Origin of the sequence: Pedococcus badiiscoriae (assembly GCF_013408925.1) — a bacterium.
GTDB classification, from domain to species: domain Bacteria; phylum Actinomycetota; class Actinomycetes; order Actinomycetales; family Dermatophilaceae; genus Pedococcus; species Pedococcus badiiscoriae.
The window spans coordinates 1,574,659-1,594,084 of the sequence record NZ_JACCAB010000001.1 but is presented as its reverse complement, the minus strand read 5'-3'; the positions used below and the strand labels follow the sequence as shown (position 1 = coordinate 1,594,084).

At 71.5% G+C, this 19,426-nt stretch carries 18 protein-coding genes and 1 riboswitch; of the genes, 6 read left to right on the top strand and 12 right to left on the bottom strand.

Annotated features, from left to right (window positions below; genetic code table 11):
• Nucleotides 1-115: 115 nt before the first annotated feature.
• Complete coding sequence (gene clpB, locus BJ986_RS07600; RefSeq protein ID WP_179421428.1) at nt 116-2,680, bottom strand: ATP-dependent chaperone ClpB; 2,565 nt, start codon at nt 2,678-2,680, stop codon at nt 116-118.
• A gap of 143 nt (nt 2,681-2,823) precedes the next feature.
• On the opposite strand from clpB, the gene BJ986_RS07595 reads away from it, so the two are divergent.
• Nucleotides 2,824-3,225 (top strand): nitroreductase family deazaflavin-dependent oxidoreductase, encoded by a 402-nt coding sequence (locus BJ986_RS07595; RefSeq protein WP_179421427.1) that lies wholly within the window; start codon nt 2,824-2,826, stop codon nt 3,223-3,225.
• Nucleotides 3,226-3,228: 3 nt separating this feature from the next.
• Here the strand turns inward: BJ986_RS07595 and BJ986_RS07590 are convergent, their stop codons facing one another.
• The 3 genes from BJ986_RS07590 to BJ986_RS07580 are packed head-to-tail and all read right to left on the bottom strand — an operon-like array spanning nt 3,229 to nt 4,318.
• Nucleotides 3,229-3,501 carry a ribonuclease E inhibitor RraB gene (locus BJ986_RS07590; RefSeq protein ID WP_179421426.1) on the bottom strand — a complete coding sequence of 91 codons (273 nt, stop codon included), beginning with the start codon at nt 3,499-3,501 and terminating at the stop codon, nt 3,229-3,231.
• Between the two features lie 30 nt (nt 3,502-3,531).
• Nucleotides 3,532-3,984 (bottom strand): hypothetical protein, encoded by a 453-nt coding sequence (locus BJ986_RS07585; RefSeq protein ID WP_179421425.1) that lies wholly within the window; start codon nt 3,982-3,984, stop codon nt 3,532-3,534.
• Nucleotides 3,950-4,318, bottom strand: coding sequence for a helix-turn-helix domain-containing protein (locus BJ986_RS07580; RefSeq protein WP_179421424.1), 369 nt, complete (start codon nt 4,316-4,318; stop codon nt 3,950-3,952). The genes BJ986_RS07585 and BJ986_RS07580 overlap by 35 nt, the downstream gene beginning before the upstream one ends.
• Before the next feature lie 168 nt (nt 4,319-4,486).
• Here BJ986_RS07580 and BJ986_RS07575 point away from each other — a divergent pair, with 168 nt between their 5' ends.
• On the top strand, nt 4,487-4,747 hold the full coding sequence (locus BJ986_RS07575; protein WP_179421423.1) for a helix-turn-helix domain-containing protein: 261 nt from the start codon (nt 4,487-4,489) through the stop codon (nt 4,745-4,747).
• Between the two features lie 54 nt (nt 4,748-4,801).
• Here the strand turns inward: BJ986_RS07575 and BJ986_RS07570 are convergent, their stop codons facing one another.
• From BJ986_RS07570 to dnaK, 4 genes are all read right to left on the bottom strand, one after another.
• Nucleotides 4,802-5,257 carry a heat shock protein transcriptional repressor HspR gene (locus BJ986_RS07570; RefSeq protein WP_179421422.1) on the bottom strand — a complete coding sequence of 152 codons (456 nt, stop codon included), beginning with the start codon at nt 5,255-5,257 and terminating at the stop codon, nt 4,802-4,804.
• A 16-nt stretch (nt 5,258-5,273) separates the two neighbouring features.
• A complete protein-coding gene (locus tag BJ986_RS07565) occupies nt 5,274-6,290 on the bottom strand; it encodes a DnaJ C-terminal domain-containing protein (protein ID WP_179421421.1) in 1,017 nt (338 codons plus the stop codon).
• Between the two features lie 74 nt (nt 6,291-6,364).
• Nucleotides 6,365-7,045: a nucleotide exchange factor GrpE gene (gene grpE / locus BJ986_RS07560; protein ID WP_179421420.1), complete on the bottom strand. Its 681-nt coding sequence runs from the start codon at nt 7,043-7,045 to the stop codon at nt 6,365-6,367.
• Nucleotides 7,042-8,955 (bottom strand): molecular chaperone DnaK, encoded by a 1,914-nt coding sequence (dnaK, locus tag BJ986_RS07555; RefSeq protein WP_179421419.1) that lies wholly within the window; start codon nt 8,953-8,955, stop codon nt 7,042-7,044. Before dnaK ends, grpE begins: the two co-directional genes overlap by 4 nt.
• Before the next feature lie 321 nt (nt 8,956-9,276).
• On the opposite strand from dnaK, the gene BJ986_RS16760 reads away from it, so the two are divergent.
• A complete protein-coding gene (locus BJ986_RS16760) occupies nt 9,277-10,644 on the top strand; it encodes an ATP-binding protein (RefSeq protein WP_179421418.1) in 1,368 nt (455 codons plus the stop codon).
• Here BJ986_RS16760 and BJ986_RS07545 read toward each other — a convergent pair.
• Nucleotides 10,610-11,311: a response regulator transcription factor gene (locus BJ986_RS07545; RefSeq protein ID WP_179421417.1), complete on the bottom strand. Its 702-nt coding sequence runs from the start codon at nt 11,309-11,311 to the stop codon at nt 10,610-10,612. The genes BJ986_RS16760 and BJ986_RS07545 overlap by 35 nt on opposite strands.
• Before the next feature lie 377 nt (nt 11,312-11,688).
• Here BJ986_RS07545 and BJ986_RS07540 point away from each other — a divergent pair, with 377 nt between their 5' ends.
• Nucleotides 11,689-12,933 (top strand): glycosyltransferase family 4 protein, encoded by a 1,245-nt coding sequence (locus BJ986_RS07540; protein ID WP_179421416.1) that lies wholly within the window; start codon nt 11,689-11,691, stop codon nt 12,931-12,933.
• Between the two features lie 83 nt (nt 12,934-13,016).
• Nucleotides 13,017-13,658, top strand: a complete 642-nt coding sequence (locus BJ986_RS07535; protein ID WP_179421415.1) for a DNA-3-methyladenine glycosylase 2 family protein — start codon at nt 13,017-13,019, stop codon at nt 13,656-13,658.
• Between the two features lie 16 nt (nt 13,659-13,674).
• Here the strand turns inward: BJ986_RS07535 and BJ986_RS07530 are convergent, their stop codons facing one another.
• From BJ986_RS07530 to BJ986_RS07520, 3 genes are read right to left on the bottom strand one after another with little or no spacing between them, the layout of a single operon-like run.
• The gene (locus BJ986_RS07530; protein ID WP_179421414.1) at nt 13,675-15,765 is read right to left on the bottom strand and encodes an elongation factor G-like protein EF-G2; all 2,091 of its coding nucleotides are present in this window, start codon (nt 15,763-15,765) and stop codon (nt 13,675-13,677) included.
• Between the two features lie 47 nt (nt 15,766-15,812).
• Entirely contained in the window at nt 15,813-18,116 is a 2,304-nt protein-coding gene (locus BJ986_RS07525) for an ATP-binding cassette domain-containing protein (protein ID WP_337794992.1), read from the bottom strand.
• The gene (locus BJ986_RS07520) at nt 18,070-18,744 is read right to left on the bottom strand and encodes an ECF transporter S component (protein ID WP_179421413.1); all 675 of its coding nucleotides are present in this window, start codon (nt 18,742-18,744) and stop codon (nt 18,070-18,072) included. Before BJ986_RS07520 ends, BJ986_RS07525 begins: the two co-directional genes overlap by 47 nt.
• A gap of 89 nt (nt 18,745-18,833) precedes the next feature.
• Nucleotides 18,834-18,936: riboswitch (TPP riboswitch) on the bottom strand.
• A 151-nt stretch (nt 18,937-19,087) separates the two neighbouring features.
• On the opposite strand from BJ986_RS07520, the gene BJ986_RS07515 reads away from it, so the two are divergent.
• Nucleotides 19,088-19,366, top strand: coding sequence for a DUF4235 domain-containing protein (locus tag BJ986_RS07515; RefSeq protein ID WP_179421412.1), 279 nt, complete (start codon nt 19,088-19,090; stop codon nt 19,364-19,366).
• Nucleotides 19,367-19,426 lie beyond the last annotated feature (60 nt).

The following is a 19,426-nucleotide window of genomic DNA, read 5'->3' as shown; positions in this document are numbered from 1 at the left end:
AGCCGCCCCCGGCGACCGTCTTTGACCAAATCGAGACGAAACTCGTCAGGTCCGCCGACGGGTGGGGGCGGCTCCGTGGGCTCAGCTCAGCAGGCTCAGCCGGCCGGGCCCTCGCTCACCGCAGGGTGAGGGCGTCCGCGGACTCGTCGAGGTCGACCGTCACGGTGTCGCCGTCGCGCACCTGACCCCCGAGGACGGCCTTGGCGAGCCGGTCGCCGATCTCCTTCTGCACCAGGCGGCGCAGTGGACGGGCACCGTAGGCCGGGTCGTAGCCGGTGATCGCCAGCCACTCACGAGCCGCGTCGGTGACCTCGAGGGTGATCCGGCGGTCGGCGAGGCGGGCGGCGAGCTCGCGGACCTGGAGCTCGACGATGTGACCGAGCTCGGCCGACGTGAGCGCATCGAAGATCACGACCTCGTCGAGCCGGTTGAGGAACTCGGGCTTGAAGCTGGCCCGGACCACTCCCATGACCGCCTCGTGCTTGGCCGACTCGTCCAGCGTCGGGTCGACGAGGAACTGGCTGCCGAGGTTGCTGGTCATCACGAGGATGACGTTGCGGAAGTCCACCGTGCGACCCTGGCCGTCGGTGAGCCGCCCGTCGTCGAGGACCTGCAGCAGGATGTCGAACGTCTCGGGGTGGGCCTTCTCGACCTCGTCGAGCAGGACCACGGAGTACGGGCGACGGCGGACGGCCTCGGTGAGCTGTCCACCCTCCTCGTACCCGACATAGCCGGGCGGTGCACCGATGAGGCGGGCCACGGCATGCCGTTCGGAGTACTCACTCATGTCGATCCGGACCATCGCGCGCTCGTCGTCGAAGAGGAAGTCCGCCAGCGACTTGGCGAGCTCGGTCTTGCCGACCCCGGTGGGTCCGAGGAAGAGGAAGGACCCGGTGGGGCGCTGGGGGTCGGCGAGGCCGGCCCGGGACCGCCGGACGGCATCGCTGACGGCCGCGACGGCTGCGGTCTGCCCGATCAGGCGGGAGCCGATGATCGACTCCATCGACAGGAGCTTCTCGGTCTCGCCCTGCAGCAGGCGCCCAGCCGGTATGCCGGTCCAGGCCGAGATCACCTCGGCGATGTCGTCGGCCCCGACGCGCTCCTTGACCATGGGGTCCGCGTCGGCGCGCCCCGACGCCACCTCGTCCTCGTTGGCCGCGGCCAGGGCCTTCTCGAGCTCGGGGATCTCCCCGAACTCGATCCGGCTGGCGGTCTCGAAGTCGTACTCGCGCCGAGCCTTCTCGAGCCTGGTGCGAGCCTCGTCGATCTGCGTCTTGAGGTCGCCGACCCGGTTGAGGCCTGACTTCTCGGACTCCCAGCGGGCGTTGAGCGCGGCCAGCTCCTCGGACCGGTTCGCGAGGTCCTCCCGCAGCCGGGCGAGCCGCTCGACGGAGGCGTCGTCGGTCTCGCGCTCGAGGTGCAGCTCCTCCATCTTGAGCCTGTCGACCGAGCGGCGCAGCTCGTCGATCTCGACCGGGCTGGAGTCGATCTCCATCCGCAGCCGGGAGGCCGCCTCGTCCACGAGGTCGATCGCCTTGTCGGGCAGCTGACGGCCGCTGATGTAGCGGTCCGACAGCGACGCGGCGGCGACGAGGGCCGCGTCCTCGATCTCCACCTTGTGGTGCGCCTCGTAGCGCTCCTTGAGCCCGCGCAGGATCGCGATGGTGTCCTCGACCGACGGCTCACCGACGAAGACCTGCTGGAAGCGACGCTCCAGGGCGGCGTCCTTCTCGATGTGCTGGCGGTACTCGTCCAGGGTGGTCGCCCCGACGAGTCGCAGCTCACCGCGGGCGAGCAGCGGCTTGAGCATGTTGCCCGCGTCCATGGCGCCCTCGCCGCTGGCCCCTGCGCCGACGACGGTGTGCAGCTCGTCGATGAACGTGACGACCTGGCCGTTGCTCTCCCGGATCTCCTCGAGGACGGCCTTGAGCCGCTCCTCGAACTCGCCCCGGTACTTCGCACCCGCGACCATGGCGCCGAGGTCGAGGCTGACCAACCGCTTGTCGCGCAAGGACTCCGGCACGTCGCCGTCCACGATCCGCTGGGCCAGGCCCTCGACCACCGCGGTCTTGCCGACGCCGGGCTCGCCGATGAGGACGGGGTTGTTCTTCGTGCGCCGGGAGAGCACCTGGACGACCCGGCGGATCTCCGCGTCGCGCCCGATCACGGGGTCGAGCCTGCCGTCACGGGCCTGCTGGGTCAGGTCGGTGCCGTACTTCTCGAGCGCCTCGCCGCCGGCCTCCGGGTGCTCCGAGGTCACCTTGTGGCCACCTCGCAGGATGGGGATCTGCTGCTCGAGGGCCTTGGCGTCGGCCTTGACCGCGCCCTTCTCGACGAGCGCCAGCAGCAGCACGTCCGTGGACAGGAAGGTGTCGCCCATGGCCTGCATGACTGTCTGTGCGTGCTGGAGCACTTGCAGGGTCGCCTGCCCGAGGCCCGGGGTCGCGACGCTGCTGCCCGACGTGCGCGGCTGCGCGGCGAGGCTCGTGCGCGCGGCGGACGCCACGGCCGCTGCGCTGGTGCCGGCGGCCGTCAGCAGGGCGTCGGTGGTCGTGTCGGGCTGCTCCGCCAGGGCGAGGGCGAGGTGCGCCGGGGTGATCTCCGGGTTGCCGGCGCCCTGCGCCTCACGTTGCGCGAGGGCGAGCGCCTCGGCCACCTTCGCGGTCGGCTTCAGGTCCATGCGTGGGTGTTCTCCTGTGATCGGTGACGGGTTCACCATCGACAACCGGGACAAACTTGAGTCTATTCCACTCAACCTTGGGCGTCGACCGGTGTGCCGGCCGGCGCCGTGCGCTGCCCCACAACCCGGCATACGGTGGGGGCGTGCCCATTCCCCTGGCCGTCGGGCGGTGGAACCGCGTGGGGTTCAACCGGCTCAGCACCCCGGTCGCGCGCCACCTGCCGGGCTACGCCGTCGTCCACCACCGGGGCCGTCGGTCGGGACGGGCCTACCAGACGCCGGTGAACCTCTTCAGGGTCGGCGACCGGTACGTCATCGCGCTCACCTACGGCCCGCAGACCGACTGGGTCCGCAACGTCCTGGCGGCCGGCGGCTGCACGATCGAGACCCGCGGACGGCTGGTGCCCTGCGGGCGGCCCCAGCTGTACCGGGACGCCGAGAGGCACGGCATCCGACCGGTCGAGCGCGCGGTCCTCGGCTGGATCGGGGTGCAGGACTTCCTGGAGCTGGTCCCCCTGTGGGGCACCCCGGAGCCCAACGCCTGATGGTCAGGAGTCGGTGCGGGGCTCCGGGTCGTACCAGCCGCCGTGCTCCTCGGCGAGGGCGCTGAACCGGTCACGCAGCCCCGACTCCACCGGGCCCGTCTCGTCCGCGACGTTCTCCTCCACGACGTGGACGGCCCACTCGTGGTCCTCGGAGTCGTCCTCCCCCGCGAGCGCCTCGCGCACGACCCGTACCTCGGAGAAACCCTCATGGGCGAGCTCGGCGGCCACGTCGTCGGCGGTCTCACGGTCGGGGAAGACCAGCAGGTGTTCACTCACGGACACGAGTATGCCGCGTCGCGACCAGCATCAGGCGGTCGCCGTCCAGTCGGACCACCAGCAGGCCCGCTCGAGCCGTGCGCGCTCGGCCGGCAGCGCGTGCGCCAGCCGGAACCGGACCCATCCCTCCGGCACCTTCATGTGCCACACGAAGTCGTGCCAGTCGGTGGCGATGGCCAGTCGGCGCTCCATGACGACGACCGGCATCGCGCGCCGCGCCGCCTCCCGTTCGACGCGGCGCTCGACCGCGGACCCGGCCCAGCCGGCGCACTCGGTGTCGCCGCGCTCCGCGTGCACGAGCTCGTGCCACAGGGAGCGTCGCTCCTCCTCGAGGCTGCGCCCGGAGCGGAGCACGATCGCGCGACGTCCGTGGTAGTACCGGGCCGGCTCGGCGATGGGCTGGCGCAGCATGACGACATCCGGCATCGCGGCCAGCAGCTGCCAGGGGTCAGGAACCCCGGATGCGTCGCTCGAGGGCGTCAAGCCTGCTCCTCACGTCGTCGATCAGCGCGAGGACCTCCTCGTCGCCGACCGCTGGCCGCACTCGTGGACCGGGAGCGGTCACGAAACCCTCATCATGCGGCGACTCACCGACAGGCTCACCGCGGTCGTCCAGTCCGAGCACCTCGAGGACCCTGGCGCGTTTGACGTCCTGCACGCCGAGCCCGTCCTCCACACGCTTCCACGTGATCGAGGAGATCCTCGCCTCCCTCGACGCCTGCTCCTTGCTCCACCCACGGGCCAGGCGCGCGCGCTCGACCCGTTTGCCGAGCCGTTCCAGCTGTTCGGGGTTCATGGCCCGTATCTTGCCAGTCATCCCCAGTCACTCCTAGTCCTGCTCAGTCACGCTTCGATGCCTTCCGAGAGCCCTTCCTTGTCGCGGACGTGGGCGGCTGACTGCTCGGCGGCGTGCACTGCCTATCATTCTGTCGGTTCTTGCGCGTGTCCCTTGCTGCACTGTCCGTCGATGGCTAGGTTAATGGTCATGTCTGGGGGAACATCACCGCGCGGTGCGGTCGAGGTGCACGGCTATGCACTGCGCGTCATCCGTCAGGCACGGGGTCGCGGCGTGTCGGACCTTGCGGCGGCGCTCGAGGTCGACCGGTCCTACATCCGGCACCTGGAGAACGGCAGCAAGCTCCGCGTCAGTCCGGAGCTGTATGCCGCCCTGCTGCGCGAGCTGCAGATCGACGACTACCGCGCGCTGCTCGCGACCGCTCCGTTGCGCGACGGGGCGTCGACCTGACCCTCGTGGACCGCGGGGGCCCTGCCAGCGGCTCGGGCGACCCCGCTGCCGTCGTCAGGGGGAAGTAGGGCGCCACACGACGAGTGCCTGGGAACGCTGCATCCGAGGGCGCTGGCCGGCACGCACGGCGATGACGTCGCCGCTGGGGCCGACTGCGAAGACCCGCGAGGCCAAGTGAGCGGCACTCGACAGGCGCGCCCGCTCGAGCTCGTCGGAGAGCTCGAGCACCCGGGCTCGCAGTGCTGCCACCTGGTTCTCGAGCTCGAGGATCCGCTGGATGCCCGGGAGGCTGACGCCCTCCTCCTGGGACAGGCGCTGCACCTCGCGGAGCAGGGCGACATCGCGCCCGGAGTACCGACGTCCGCCGCCTCGGGTCCGGGACGGACTGACCAGCCCGAGCCGGTCGTACTGCCGCAGGGTCTGGGCGTGCATGCCGGCGAGCGTGGCCGCGACGGAGATGACGAAGATCGGGGCGTCGTCGTCGGGGGAGAACCCGTGCACCTCACTCATCGCCTCCTCACGCCCCTCACGCCTTCGCGTTCGCGAACAGCTCGGCCCGCGGGTCGAACCCCTCGTCCAGCGACTGGAGCGTCTCGACGGCGGCCTTCGCCTCGTCGGACAGGCGCTGCGGCACCACGATGGCGACCTTGGCCATCAGGTCGCCGGGCTTGTCCTTCACCGGCACCCCGCGACCCTTGATCCGCAGGACGCGCCCACTCGGCGTGCCCGGGGCGACGCGCACCTTGACGGTGGACCCGTCCAGCGTGGGCACCGCCACCGTGGCACCGAGGGTCGCCTCCGCGAAGGTCACCGGCAGCTCGATGGTGAGGTTGTCGCCCTCACGACCGAAGACAGGGTGCCGCTCCACGCTGACCGTGAGGATCAGGTCGCCTGCGGCCGCCCCGGCGTCGCCTGGCTGGCCCTTGCCGCGCAGTCGGATCTTCTGGCCGTCCTTGACTCCCGCGGGGATCCGGGTCGTGATCTGGTTGCCGCCGGTGGTGCTCAGCGTCACCGTGGCGCCCTCGACCGCGTCGCGGAACGACAGGGTCGTGCGGGCGGTGAGGTCTGCGCCGCGGCGCGGACCCTGGGGAGCACGGAAACCGGTCCCTCCGTATGCCGGACCGGCACCTGCCCCGAACATCCCGCCGAGCAGGTCCTCCAGGTTGGGCTCGCCTCCACCTCCGGTGGAGTAGCGGACCCGCGTGCCGCCGCCACCGCCTCCGAACATCGCCGAGAAGACGTCGTCGAAGCCGCCGGCCCCACCGCCGGGACCGCCGGGACCACCCGCGGTGAAGCGGGCACCGCCATGCGCCATCTGCCGGATCGCGTCGTACTCGCGCCGCTTCTCGGGGTCGGACAGGACGGAGTTCGCCTCGCCGATGTCCTTGAAGCGCTGCTCGGCCGTCGCGTCCCCGGCGTTCTGGTCGGGGTGGTGCTTGCGCGCGAGCTTGCGGTAGGCCTTCTTGATGGCCGCGTCGTCAGCATCCTTGGGGACCCCGAGGATCGCGTAGAAGTCCTTCTCGAACCAGTCCTGGCTAGCCATGTCGGTGCCCTCCTCCCTGCTGCGTCGTGCGGTTCTCGTCCCCCGCCGGCGGGGGACCGGCGGTCAGCCCATCGTCACTCAGGATCGGCCACGGCCACGCGCGCCGCGCGCAGGACCTGCTCGCCGGCGCGGTAGCCGGGCTGAAGGACCTGCACGACCGTGGTCGAGCCGGTCGGCTCCACCGAGCCGTCCTGCGGCCAGGCGGTGTGCATGAGCGCCTCGTGCAGGTTCGGGTCGAACTCCTCGCCGATCGCGCCGTAGCGCTGGAGCCCGAACTTGGTGAGGGTGGACTCGAGCTTGTCGGCGATGGCGGAGAAGGGTCCCTCGGTGAGGTCGCCGTGCTCCCGCGCTGCGTGGATGTCGTCGAGCACCGGCAACAGCGCCTCGATCACGGACCGTGCGGCACGCTCCTGCACGACGGCCCGGTCACGGTCGACGCGACGCTTGTAGTTGACGTACTCGGCCTGCAGCCGCTGGAGGTCGCTGAGCCGCTCCGCCGCCAGGAACGTGTCCGGGTGGAGGTCGGCGGACGCGCCGGGGCCGTCTGCGTCGGACGCGCTGGGCCCGTCCGCGTCAGCGACCGGGTCAGCGGACGGGTCAGCGGTCGCGGAGGCCGACTCACCGGCGGACGGCGTGAGCTCGCCGTCGTCGAGGATGTCGCCCTGCAGGGCCGCCTCGGCGGTGGTGGGCTCGGCGGTCTCGCCGGCGCCCACCACCTCCTCGGCACCGTCAGCAGGCTGGCGCTGCTCGGTCACTTCTTGGCTCCGTCGGTGTCGTCGTCCTCGACGACCTCGGCGTCCACGACGTCGTCGGACGCACCCGCGTGGGCAGCGCCCTCGGACGTCGCGCTGTCGGAGCCCGCGCCGTCGCCGGAGGTGCCGGCCTGCTCGGACTCGGCGGCCGCGGCATACATCGCGGTGCCCAGCTTCTGGCTCTCCTCGGAGAGCTTCGAGGTCTTGGCCGAGATGTCCTCGGGGGTGGCGCCAGACTCAGGCTTGAGGGCCTCCTTGAGGTCCGCCAGAGCCGCGTCGACGTCGCCGCGGCCGTCGGCCGGGAGCTTGTCGGCGTTGTCACCGAGGAACTTCTCGGTGGAGTAGACGAGGTTCTCCGCGGTGTTGCGGGCCTCGGTCTCCTCGCGACGCTTCTTGTCCTCCTCGGCGTGCGCCTCGGCTTCCTTGATCATCCGCTCGATGTCCTCCTTGGCGAGGGCCGAGCCGCCGGAGATCGTGATCTTCTGCTCCTGGCCGGTGCCGCGGTCCTTGGCGGACACGTTGACGATGCCGTTGGCGTCGATGTCGAAGGTGACCTCGACCTGTGGCACGCCGCGCGGGGCGGGCGCGATGCCGCTGAGCTCGAACGTGCCGAGCTGCTTGTTGTGCTGCGCGATCTCCCGCTCGCCCTGGAAGACCTGGATGAGCACGCTGGGCTGGTTGTCCTCGGCGGTCGAGAACACCTCGGAGCGCTTGGTCGGGATGGCCGTGTTGCGCTCGATGAGCTTGGTGAACAGGCCACCCTTGGTCTCGATGCCGAGCGAGAGCGGCGTGACGTCGATGAGCAGGACGTCCTTGCGCTCACCCTTGAGGACACCGGCCTGCAGGCTCGCGCCCACGGCCACGACCTCGTCGGGGTTGACGCCCTTGTTGGGCTCCTTGCCCCCGGTGAGCTCCTTGACGAGCGTGCTCACGGCGGGCATGCGGGTCGAGCCACCGACGAGGACCACGTGGTCGATGTCGGAGAGGCTGATGCCGGCGTCTTTGATGACGTTCTGGAACGGCTGACGGGTCCGGTCGAGCAGGTCCTTGGTCAGCTGCTCGAACTGGGCGCGGCTGATCGTCTCCTCGAGGTGGATCGGGCCGTTCTCGGACATCGAGAGGTACTGCATCGACACGTTGGTGCTGGTCGAGGAGGAGAGCTCCTTCTTGGCCTGCTCCGCCGCGTCACGCAGCCGCTGCATGGCGATCTTGTCCTTGGACAGGTCGACGCCGGAGGTGTTCTTCACGGTCGTCAGGAGGTGGTTGACGATGCGCTCGTCCCAGTCGTCGCCACCGAGCTGGTTGTCACCGCTCGTCGCGCGGACCTGGATGGTCGAGAAGCCGTCCTCGGGGTCCTTGCCCACCTCGAGCAGGGACACGTCGAACGTGCCGCCACCGAGGTCGAAGACGAGGATGAGCTCGTCCTCCTTGCCCTTGTCGAGGCCGTAGGCGAGGGCCGCGGCGGTGGGCTCGTTGATGATGCGCAGGACGTTGAGGCCCGCGATCTCACCGGCCTCCTTGGTGGCCTGGCGCTCGTGGTCGTCGAAGTACGCGGGGACGGTGATGACGGCGTCCGTCACGTCCTCACCCAGGTAGGCCTCGGCGTCGCGCTTGAGCTTCTGCAGGATGCGGGCGCTGATCTCCTGCGCGGTGTAGGTCTTGCCGTCGATCTCCGGCGACTTCCAGTCGCGGCCGATGTGGCGCTTGACGGAACGGATCGTCCGGTCGACGTTGGTGACGGCCTGGCGCTTGGCGATCTCGCCGACCAGCACCTCACCGCCCTTGGAGAACGCGACGACGGACGGGGTCGTGCGACCGCCCTCCGCGTTGGCGATGATCGTCGGCTCCCCGCCCTCGAGGACGGCGACAGCCGAGTTGGTGGTACCGAGGTCGATGCCGACCGCACGTGCCATGGTGAGTCTCCTGTGTGTCTGGGGTTGTGCTGCGGGTTGAGTTGCCTGCACTCAAGTTAGGACGACGTATGCCGCGTGGCAAATCCTCGCGCCAAACTTGCGTTCACTCGACTCAACTTCGTGGAGCGCGCGAGTGTTCCCGAGATCGCGGACTTTCTGCCCAGCACCTGCTCAGGGCCTGGCCAAGTGCCGGCCAAGCGCCGGCCCAGTGCCGGTTCAGTGACGGCTCAGGTGCCCGGATGGTCACGGAGGTAGAGTCCGGTTCGCACGACCCGACGCGCCGAGGTGTCGCCCCGGCAGAGACCCACGAGGGGGACCGACGTGAAGCCGTGGCGGTCCTGGTCGCTGCAGCGCCGGGTGCTCGTCGTCGCGTCAGCCGTCGCCACGGCGATTCTTGTGCTGGGCCTGACCGCGTTCGGTCTGACCCTGGACCGCATCCTCTACAGCTCGGCGCAGGCTGCTGCCCGCGTCCAGGCTGCCCCGATCGCGGCGGTCGTCGCCGACGGGGAGGCGCCGGCCCAGAACGCTCTGGAGCAGATCCCGGCCCAGGGCTCGATCCTGCAGATCATCGCGCGCGGTGGCGATGTGGTGGCCTCCTCGGAAGTGGCCAAGGACCTCCCGATCACGCGCCTGCGCCCCGCTCCCGGCAAGGTCGCCGTCCAGCAGGTCAGCGGGATCCCGGGTGAGAGCGGAGAACCGCACGCCATCGTGGCGCAGGGCGTCCGCGACCCCTCCGGAGCCCAGTACGTGGTGGTGGTGGGCGCTCCCCTGCACGTGGCCACCAACACGGTCCGCACCGCGACCGGCCTGCTCGCGGTCGTGTCCACAGCCATGCTGGTGCTGTTGCTCTTCCTCATCTGGCGCATCCTGAGGCAGGCGCTCCAGCCCGTGGAGCGGATCCGCAGCGAGGTCGCCCGGATCACCCAGGTCCGCGGGCGCGGCCACCTCACCGTCCCCCCGTCAGGGGACGAGATCGCACGCCTCGCCGAGACGATGAACCTGATGCTCGACCGGCTGGAGCAGGCGGACGCGACGACCCGGCGGTTCGTCAGCGACGCGTCCCACGAGCTGCGCAGCCCCCTGGCCACGATCATCGCCGCCATCGACGTGGCCAACCGCGCCACGACACCCGACCCCGCCCGCGACGAGGTCATCGCCTCCGAGGCCCTGCGGATGCAGAAGCTCGTCGACGACCTGCTCACCCTCGCGAAGGCCGACGACGGGCTCCCCCTCGCGTTGCGCGAGGTCGACGTCGACGACCTGGTCGACGTGGAGGTGCGGCGACTGCGCGCCACCGTGGAGTTCCCCGTCACCGCCTCGATCTCGGCCGCCCGGGTCACCGGCGACCCCACCCGACTCAGCCAGGCCATCCGCAACGTCGTCGACAACGCGGCGCGGCACACCACGGGTGGGGTCTACCTGGGCGTGGGCGTCGACGGCGACGAGGTCGTCGTGACCGTGGACAACGACGGGTCGCCGATCCCCGAGAGCGAACGGCAGAGGGTGTTCGACCGGTTCTCCCGCCTCGAGGAGGCGCGCGAGCGCGACCGCGGTGGCAGCGGGCTCGGGTTGGCGATCGTGCGCACGATGGTGGAGGCGCACGGCGGCACCGTGGAGGCCGGCACGACCCCCACGGGTCAGTGCCGGTTCGAGATCAGGCTGCCCCGGGACCCTGACCCGTCGACCTGACCGGCATGAGCCGGTAGCCCATGCCCCGCACCGTCTCGACCGAGGTCACCCCGAAGGCGGTGTCGATCTTCTTGCGCAGGTAGCCGACGTACACCTCGACGATGTTCTCGCTCCCGTCGAACGCCGGGTCCCACACGTTCTCCAGGATCTCCGCCTTGGAGAGCACGGACTCGGGGTGCCTCATGAAGTAGTGCAGCACCGCGAACTCGCGCGCCGTCAGCGACACCTGGTGGCCGCCACGGCATACCGTCCGCTTGGTGGGGTCCAGCTCCAGGTCGCCCACGGTCAGCGTCACCGGTCGGGCTGGTGCGCCGCGGCGCACCAGCGCCCGCAGCCGGGCCACGAGGACCACGAAGCTGAACGGCTTGGTGAGGTAGTCGTCGGCGCCGAGCTCGAACGCGTCGGTCTGGTCGTACTCCCCGTCCTTGGCCGTGAGCATCAGGGTCGGCGCCCAGATCTTCAGGGACCGGATGTTGCGCAGCACGTCGTAGCCGTTGCGCCCGGGGAGCATGATGTCGAGCACGATGACGTCGTACGGGTTCTCCGTGGCCATCCACTGACCGGTGATGCCGTCGTGGGCCACGTCCACCACGAAGCCCTCGTTGGTCAGGCCGCGGCGTATCGTGTCGGCCAGAGCCAACTCGTCCTCAACGAGCAAGACGCGCATCGGACCCTGCCCCTTCGTCGGTGGATCGTGGGCCCCAGCGTACGGCTCCCGGCGCGCCCGCCGCGGTCGGCGGCACAGCGTGGTGAGTCATGCGTGGAGGTCCCTGCGGTGTATGGTCGCTAGTCTCAGGGCTCGAGTCTGAGCGATTCCTGAGGACCAGCAGCTCTGAGGCATCCCTCAGGAATGACACAGGTTCGAGACTTCATGGTGGTTGGGGTAACCATCGTGGGTACCTGCGAGCGAGGGGATCCCATGGCAGCACTGGCAGCGTCGATGACGCACCAGGACGCCACGTCCGTGCGGCCCCCATCGCGAGCGGCTTCATGGGGCGAATGCCGGCTGGTGGCCGGCAGCCGCGGGGTGCGGGCGGCGCGTTCATGAAGATCCTGCACGTCACGGACACCTACGCCCCCACCGTCGGCGGGATCGAGGTGCTGGTCCACGGGCTCGCCGCACGCCAGGCGGCGGCGGGTCACCAGGTCACCGTGCTCACCCGCACCGCTGGACTCACGGGCCGGGACACGAACGGGGTCAGGGTGGTCCGCGACGTCCACGCGCGCCGCACCCTGGCGTCGGAGTCCGACACCGTCCACTCGCACGTGTCGGCCATCTCACCCCTCGCCCTGCGCACCGCGGAGTTCGCTGCCACCCAGGAGATCCCCGTCGTGGCGACGGTCCACTCGATGTGGACGGGCACGTGGCCGCTGTACCGCGCCACTGCGACAGTCCGCGGCTGGACCGACCTCCCGATCCAGTGGGCAGCCGTGAGCGAGGCGGCGTCGGACCCGCTGCGCCGCGCCCTGGCCGGTCGATCGGTCCTCGTCCTCCCGAATGCCGTCGACACGGCGCTGTGGGCACCGGCCTCCGCCCACCCCGCCGCCGATGGCACGCGGACAGCCCATGGCTCGCCGGGCCTTGCGGCCGAGACGGCGCCTGCGCTGGTCCCTCGAGAGGGTGGCAAGGGTGGCCCCGTCACCATCGTCAGCGTCATGCGGATGACCGGTCGCAAGAGGCCCCTGCCCCTGGTGTCGGCCCTGCGCCGGATGCGCGCGGGCCTGCCCGCCGACGTGGACGTCCGTGCCGTGCTCGTGGGCGACGGACACCAGCTCGGCGAGGTGCGGCGCCGCATCTCGCGGTGGGGCATGCAGGACTGGGTGGAGGCTCCGGGGGCCTTGGAGCACCACGAGATCCGCGCCCTCTACGAGCGCGCCGACGTCTTCGCGGCACCCGCCACCCTGGAGTCCTTCGGGATCGCCGCACTGGAGGCCCGGGCTGCCGGTCTGGCCGTGGTCGCCCGTGCCGGGACGGGAGTCGCCGACTTCGTCTCGGACGGTGTCGAAGGGCTGCTGGCCGGCAGCGACGCGCAGATGGCAACCCAGCTGGGGCAGCTCTGCACCGACCACGCTCTCCGGACGCGCATCAAGCGCTACAACGCTGCTGTCGCCCCGGCCTACGACTGGTCCGACGTCCTGTGGCGCACGGCCTACGCCTACGAGGCCGCTGCCCAGCTCGCCGCCGGCGCGCACCACACCGTGGTGCAGGGTGCGCTGGACCTCGCCCGCTCCCGGCGCGACCGATACCCGGCGATCGCGGCACGGGAGATCGAGGGCGATCCGGCCTGAGGGTCTCCCGCGGCGGCCGGGGTGCCCATCGCTGGACCTCGGGTCGCCAGGGCGTGGCGCGACGCCTCGGGTAGCGTCACGCCGTGGACGACGACCTCTTCGCCCGGACGGTGGCGGCCCTGGTGGCCGACGACCCCGACCTCGCCGAGCTCGTCTCGACCCACGGGGCTCCGCCCCTGTGGCTGCGGCCGGCCGGCTTTCCGAGCCTGGTCCTGTTCATCCTCGAGCAGCAGGTCTCGCTCGCGAGTGCCGCCGCGGCATACCGCAAGGTCGTGGAGCGGATCGGCGCGATGACGCCACGAGCCCTGCTCGCGAGCACCCCTGAGGAGCTGCGCGTCGACGGGGTGTCGCGGCAGAAGGACCGCTACCTGCGCGCCCTGGCCGCGGCGGTCACGACCGGGGCCCTGGACCTGGACGGGCTCGCCGACCTCGACGACGACGCGGTGCGTGCGGCGCTGACGTCCCTGCCTGGCATCGGCCGCTGGACCGCCGACGTCTACCTGCTGGCCTGTCTGGGCCGACCTGACCTGTGGCCGGTCGGCGACCGGGCCCTGCAGGTCGCCGCCGCCGAGACGCTCGGCCTCGACGAGGTGCCCGACCAGGCTCGCCTCGCGGAGCTGGGTGAGCGCTGGCGCCCGCACCGGTCGACCGCGGCTCGGCTCCTGTGGCACGGCTACCTCGTGCGGCGCGGACGGGTCGAGACGCCGAGCGACCTCTTCGCCTGACCCGGCACCGCGCGCTTCAGCCGGCGGTGACCTCGCGGGCCAGGGCCGGGGGCATGTAGTCGTAACGGACGAAGCTGCGGGTGAACGAGCCCGTCCCATGGGAGACCGACCTCAGGTCGACGGGGTAGCGGGACAGCTCGTGGGCTGGCACCTCCGCGTGGATCAGGGTGCGGCCGCCCACCTGCGCGGGCTCGGTGCCGTGGACCTGACCACGACGTCCGCGGAGGTCGGCCAGGACCCCACCCACCGCGTCGTCACTGACCTCGATGTGCACCTCGTCGACGGGTTCGAGCATCGCGACGGTCGAGTCGTTCGCGGCCTCGCGCAGGGCCATGCCGGCCGCGGTCTGGAAGGCCATGTCCGAGGAGTCGACCGAGTGGGCCTTGCCGTCGACGAGGGTGATCCGCACGTCGACGACCGGGTACCCCGCGAGCACGCCCTTCTCGAGCTGGGTGCGCGCGCCCTTCTCCACCGAGGGGATGAAGTTGCGGGGCACGGCGCCCCCGACGACCTTGTCGACGAACTCGATCCCGGCGCCTCGCTCGAGCGGCTCGATCTCGAGGTGGCAGACGGCGTACTGGCCGTGACCGCCCGACTGCTTCACCAGGCGACCCTGCACGGTGGTGGGGCGCACGAAGGTCTCCCGCAACGAGGTCCGCACCGGCTCGACCTCGACGGGCACGTGGTAGCGAGACTCCAGCATCGCAATGAGCTGGTCGACGTGCGCCGGCCCCATCGCCCAGAGGACCAGCTGGTGCGTCTCGGCGTTGTGCTCGAGGCGCATCGTGACGTCCTCCGCGACGAGTCGCTGCAGGGCCGTGGCCAGCTTGTCCTCGTCGCCCTTGGACCGCGCGTGGATCGCGACGGGCAGCAGCGGGTTCGGGAGCAGCCACGGCTCGACGAGGGCAGGCCTGTCCTTGCGGGAGAGCGTGTCCGAGGTCTCGGCGCCGGCCAGCTTGGAGACCACGACGATGTCCCCGGCGATCCCCGCGCCCAGTGGTCGGGTCTCGTCGCCGACCGGCGCAGCCAGCGGCCCGATGCGCTCGTCGTCGGTGTCGTGGTCGGCGTGCTCGTCGACCAGGTGGGACGCGAAGTGCTGCAGGTGCCCCGAGATGTGCACCGGGTCGTCGGGGTGCAGGGTCCCGGAGAACACGCGTACCAGTGACTGCCGGCCGACGAAGGGGTCCGTGGTGGTGCGTACGACTTCGGCGACCAGCGGGCCGTTCGGGTCGCAGGTCACAGCACCGAAGTCGCCACCGGCGGAGGTGTAGACCGTGGGCACGGCGGCTCCGACGGGTGAGGGGAATCCCTTCTCGCACAGCTCGATGAGCGCCTCGACCCCGACCCCCGTGGGCGCATGCGTCGGCAGGATCGGGAAGAAGCGGGCCGTCGCCACCGCCAGGCGCAGGTCGCCGGAGATGACCTCTGTGTCGATCTCCTCGCCCTCCAGATAGCGCTCGAGGAGCCCTTCGTCCTCGGACTCCTCGATCACGGACTCGATCAGCTCCCCACGCTGGGCGTCGATCAGCTCACCCTCGTCGACGCTGGGCTCCCGGTCGGCCTCACCGCCCCCGGGCTGCCGCTCGGTCACGGTGCGCCGCAGCAGGTTGAGCAGACCCACCACCGACCCGTCGACGACCAGGGGCAGCGCCAGCGGCTCGGCGTCGCCGAACGCACGCTGGCAGGCGTCCACGGTCGCCTCGAAGTCCGCCCGCGCCTGCTCGAGGTGCGTCACGACGACGGCGCGCGGCATACCCAGGACGTCGCACTCGCGCCAGAGCAGCCGGGTGGGTTCGTCGACCCCGTCGGCCGCGGACACGACGAACACGGCCGCGTCGGCGGCTCGCAGCCCGGCGCGCACCTCACCCACGAAGTCCGGGTGCCCGGGGGTGTCGAGCAGGTTGAGGGTCAGGCCACCGGTGGGGACGGAGGCGGCCACGAGCGTCAACGTCGCCGAGTCCCCCTCACGAGCGCGGCGGCCCGGGAGCCGGGCCGCCACGAGCTGGTCGAACAGGGCCGTCTTGCCGGCCCCGCTCGACCCCACGAGGACCACGTTGCGGATCTGCTCGGGTGAGGTCGGACCCGCGGCGTCGGTGGCACGGTTCATGGGTTCACCTTGCTCCGGTCCCCCATCGCGCACAAGACCCGAACGGGTCAGCGCCAGCCGGCCGCCACGAGCAGGGGCAGCAGGCTCGCCGCGACGACCAGCCAGTCGGCACCGCGCCACGGGGCCGGCGCAGCCCACGTGCGCCGGTATGCCGTGGCGAACCCGCGCGCATCCATCGCGACTGCCAGCGTGGCCGCGGCCTGCAGGGAGCGCACCAGGATCCCGATGGTGAGGGCCCACAGCTCGGCCAGCACCGAGCTCGGCGAGCGGGGTGTCGCGCCGATCCCGCGCACCCGGCGGGCACGAGCGATCTCCGACCAGATCTCTGCGAACGTGTGCACCCGCTGCAGCGCCGCCGCCACCGCCACCACGGGCCGAGCAGGCAGTCGCAGCCGTTGGCCGAGGTGGTCGCCCAGGGCGTCGGCGTCGACGTGCTGGATGAGCACGGCCGAGGGGAACACGATGATGAGCACCCGCAGCCCCGCGGTGACGGCGGTGTCGACGGCAGGGCCACCCAGCAGCCACGTCGACCACGCCACCGACAGGCCGCCGAGGACTGCCGGACCCAGTCGCAGCACGACGGCGCGCAGACGGCCGGTGGGCGAGGGCCCCTCGCCGGGCGCCGACAGTGCGATCCCCGCCAGCACGGCTTGGACCGCCAGGACCACGAGGCTGGTCGACCACCGGGGCGAGACGACCCCCGCCGGGATGGCGAGGCTCGCCCCCACGATCAGGGACAGTGGACCGGCCCGCGCGACCAGGGGACGTCGCGGGGCGGGGGCGGGCGGGGGCTGCACCGGCCGGACGATCGTCGTCACCGCATCCGCGCGGGCGATGACCGCCTCGTCGTGGGTCGTCAGCACGACGGCCGAACCCGCGTCCCGCAGGCCCTCGACGATGCCCATCACCGCGGCCCAGGTGAGCCGGTCCTGGCCGACCGTGGCTTCGTCGGCGCAGACGAGTGCCGGCCCGTGGACCACGGCGGAAGCCATCGCGAGCCGGCGTTGCTCACCCCCGGACAGGTGCCGTGGGTCCGCCTGCGCGAGATGAGCCAGGCCCAGGTGGTCCAGCAGGGCCCTGGCCCGCTCCATGGCTTCGGACTCCACCAGGCCGACCGCCCGGGAGGTGGTCATCACCTCGTCGAGCACCGTGTGGCGCACGATCGTCGAGCTCGCCCACTGCGGCACCCAGGCCACTCGCCGGGCGAGGTCGACCGTCCCCAGCGCGTGGGGGTCCCGCTCCCCGTCGACGGCGAGGTCGGGCCTCAGCCGCACCTCGCCCTCACGTCGCAACAACCCGGCGAGCGCCAGCATGAAGGTCGACTTGCCCGCACCGCTCGGACCCACGAGCGCGTGCACCTGCCCGGCGCGGGCCTGGAACCACTGGTCACGCACGGCGATGGTCGTGCGGGTCGAGCCGTCGAGCGCCCGCACCGACCGGCCGATCGTCACGTCGACGGCGTCGACGGTGAGCACGTTGGCTCCGGTGGGTGGCGGCTCGAACACCCCAGCCGGTATGCCGCGTGGTTGCGGATCGGGGTGCCCGGGCACCCAGATGCCTTGGGCCGCAAGGGATCCACCATGATCGGCGAGGACACCGAAGGGCTCGCCGTCGGCGATGACCCGCCCGCTCGAGTCGAGGACGACGAGCCGGTCGACGACGTCGAGCCACGGGCCCAGGCGGTGCTCGACGACGACCGTGGTCAGCCCGCGGGCTCGGGTCACCTGGTCGACGGTCCTGCGGACGGAGTCGGAGCTGGCCGGGTCGAGCATCGCCGTGGGTTCGTCGAGCAGCAGGACCGTGGGCTCGAGGGCGAGCGCCCCGGCCAGCGCGAGGCGCTGCTGCTCCCCGCCGGACAGGGCGTACGTCGGGGTGTCCTGGGGCATGTCGAGACCGACCGCGCCGAGCGCGGCGACGACCCGCGCCGGCATGTCCGCGCGCGGCATACCGATGTTCTCGAGCCCGAAGGCGACGTCGCGGCCGACGGTGGCCGACACGATGCCGGCGCCCGGCTCCTGCAGGACGAGGCCGACGTCTCCGGCGCGCGCACCCGGCACCGCGCCGTCGAGCAGCACGGTGCCCCCGCGCTCTCCCGAGTCGGCGACCTCGAGGACCCCGGCGAGTCCGCGCAGGAGCGTTGACTTGCCGGAGCCGCTCGGGCCGACGAGCAGGACTCGCTGCCCTGGCGGGATGTCGAGGTCGAGGCCGGGGATGACCGGCACCCGGCGCCCGAAGGGACGCCAGGTCAGTCCCCGGACCTCGAGGTGGCCACGTCGCCCGGCAGGGTCGTCGTGGCCGGGGCACTCAGACAGCGCGTGACTCCCGGACTTCCTGTCCTGCGGGGAAGGCACCGAGACCGCCGGCACCCGCCAGCGCCCGGGTCAGGGCCCAACCGCCGAGTCCCGCGATGACCACGCCCGAGACCGCGAAGCACACGACATACATCGCCTGCCACCCCAGGGCCCAGTCGCCGTAGTACTTGAACACCTCGTAGACGGCTTCCACCGCGCCGCTGGCCGCACCGGCCAGGGCCGCGACGGTCCACCCGAACCTGCGGTAGAGGAACAGGGCGAGGACGACCTCGACGCCCAGGCCCTCGAGGAGCCCGGAGTAGAGGGTGTCGACGCCCCAGGCCGTGCCGGGGATCATCGAGACGAGGGCCGCGACCACCTCGCAGAGCAGGGCGGCGCCGGGGCGGCGCACGACGAGTCCGCCCACGATCCCGGCGATGAGCCAAGGACCGTAGATCAGTGCAGCCAGCGGGGCGAACACCGCGCCGAGGGCATTGGAGGGGACTGTGTAGGCGATGCCCCAGCCCCAGTAGGCGACACCGAACGCGGCGCCGAGGAAGGCGATCGTGAGGAGGTCGACGGTGCGCCAGCCGGCCAGCGGACGGCTGGCCATGATGCTGCCGCGGCGAGCGGGCCTGGACGAGCTGGTGGGGTCGGCCGAGGCGGCTGGGGGGTTGGTGGTGCTCATGTGTTCTTCTCCCGTGGAATCCGATGGATGCCTCGGGGAGACGCGTGCCGGGAGAGAACACCTGTGGTGGCGCACCTCGCCCGACAGGTGTCTGAGATTTCTCGACTCCCTACGCCGGTGCGAACCGGATCAGGTGTGAGGGTCTGCGGTCTCCCGCACTCTCAGCGCTTGCGCGCTCCCCTGTCGTTACCCGTCGAACCATACTCCTGCGTGTGGCAGGGTGGAGGTTCAGGTCGTCGGCGGTTTCCTGCCGCGACCTGGGACGGCGAGACGCTGACACGGCGGAAAGCGCTGACACGGCGAGAACGCAAGGACATCGCGAGGCGACGGGAGAGGGTGCGACATGGGACCACTGGTGTGGCGGGTGCTGGGGAGCGGGTCAGCGGTGCTCGCTGGAGTCGTGGCCAACAAGCTGGTCACCACCGCCTGGAAGAAGACCGGCCGCGACGCCGTCGTCGACCCGCGGGACCCACGGACCCCGTGGAAGGACGCCATCGCGTTCGCGGCGCTCACCGGGCTGGCCGCTGGCGCTGCCCGCGTGATCGCGACCCGCAAGGCGGCCGAGTACTACGAGAAGTCCGCGGGGCACCTCCCCAAGGCCATGCAGCACGGCGACGCCTGACGCCTCTTCCGAGTCGATGTGAACGCGCCGGGGATGCCCGGCGCGTTCACATCGACCCGC

What these genes read in the sequence shown, in the direction of transcription:
- clpB (WP_179421428.1), bottom strand. Translation starts at nt 2,680, where the DNA reads ATGGACCTGAAGCCGACCGCGAAGGTGGCCGAGGCGCTCGCCCTCGCG.
- BJ986_RS07580 (WP_179421424.1), bottom strand. Translation starts at nt 4,318, where the DNA reads ATGACTGGCAAGATACGGGCCATGAACCCCGAACAGCTGGAACGGCTC.
- BJ986_RS07575 (WP_179421423.1), top strand. Translation starts at nt 4,487, where the DNA reads ATGTCTGGGGGAACATCACCGCGCGGTGCGGTCGAGGTGCACGGCTAT.
- BJ986_RS07570 (WP_179421422.1), bottom strand. Translation starts at nt 5,257, where the DNA reads ATGAGTGAGGTGCACGGGTTCTCCCCCGACGACGACGCCCCGATCTTC.
- BJ986_RS07565 (WP_179421421.1), bottom strand. Translation starts at nt 6,290, where the DNA reads ATGGCTAGCCAGGACTGGTTCGAGAAGGACTTCTACGCGATCCTCGGG.
- dnaK (WP_179421419.1), bottom strand. Translation starts at nt 8,955, where the DNA reads ATGGCACGTGCGGTCGGCATCGACCTCGGTACCACCAACTCGGCTGTC.
- BJ986_RS07545 (WP_179421417.1), bottom strand. Translation starts at nt 11,311, where the DNA reads ATGCGCGTCTTGCTCGTTGAGGACGAGTTGGCTCTGGCCGACACGATA.
- BJ986_RS07540 (WP_179421416.1), top strand. Translation starts at nt 11,689, where the DNA reads ATGAAGATCCTGCACGTCACGGACACCTACGCCCCCACCGTCGGCGGG.
- BJ986_RS07530 (WP_179421414.1), bottom strand. Translation starts at nt 15,765, where the DNA reads ATGAACCGTGCCACCGACGCCGCGGGTCCGACCTCACCCGAGCAGATC.
- BJ986_RS07520 (WP_179421413.1), bottom strand. Translation starts at nt 18,744, where the DNA reads ATGAGCACCACCAACCCCCCAGCCGCCTCGGCCGACCCCACCAGCTCG.
- BJ986_RS07515 (WP_179421412.1), top strand. Translation starts at nt 19,088, where the DNA reads ATGGGACCACTGGTGTGGCGGGTGCTGGGGAGCGGGTCAGCGGTGCTC.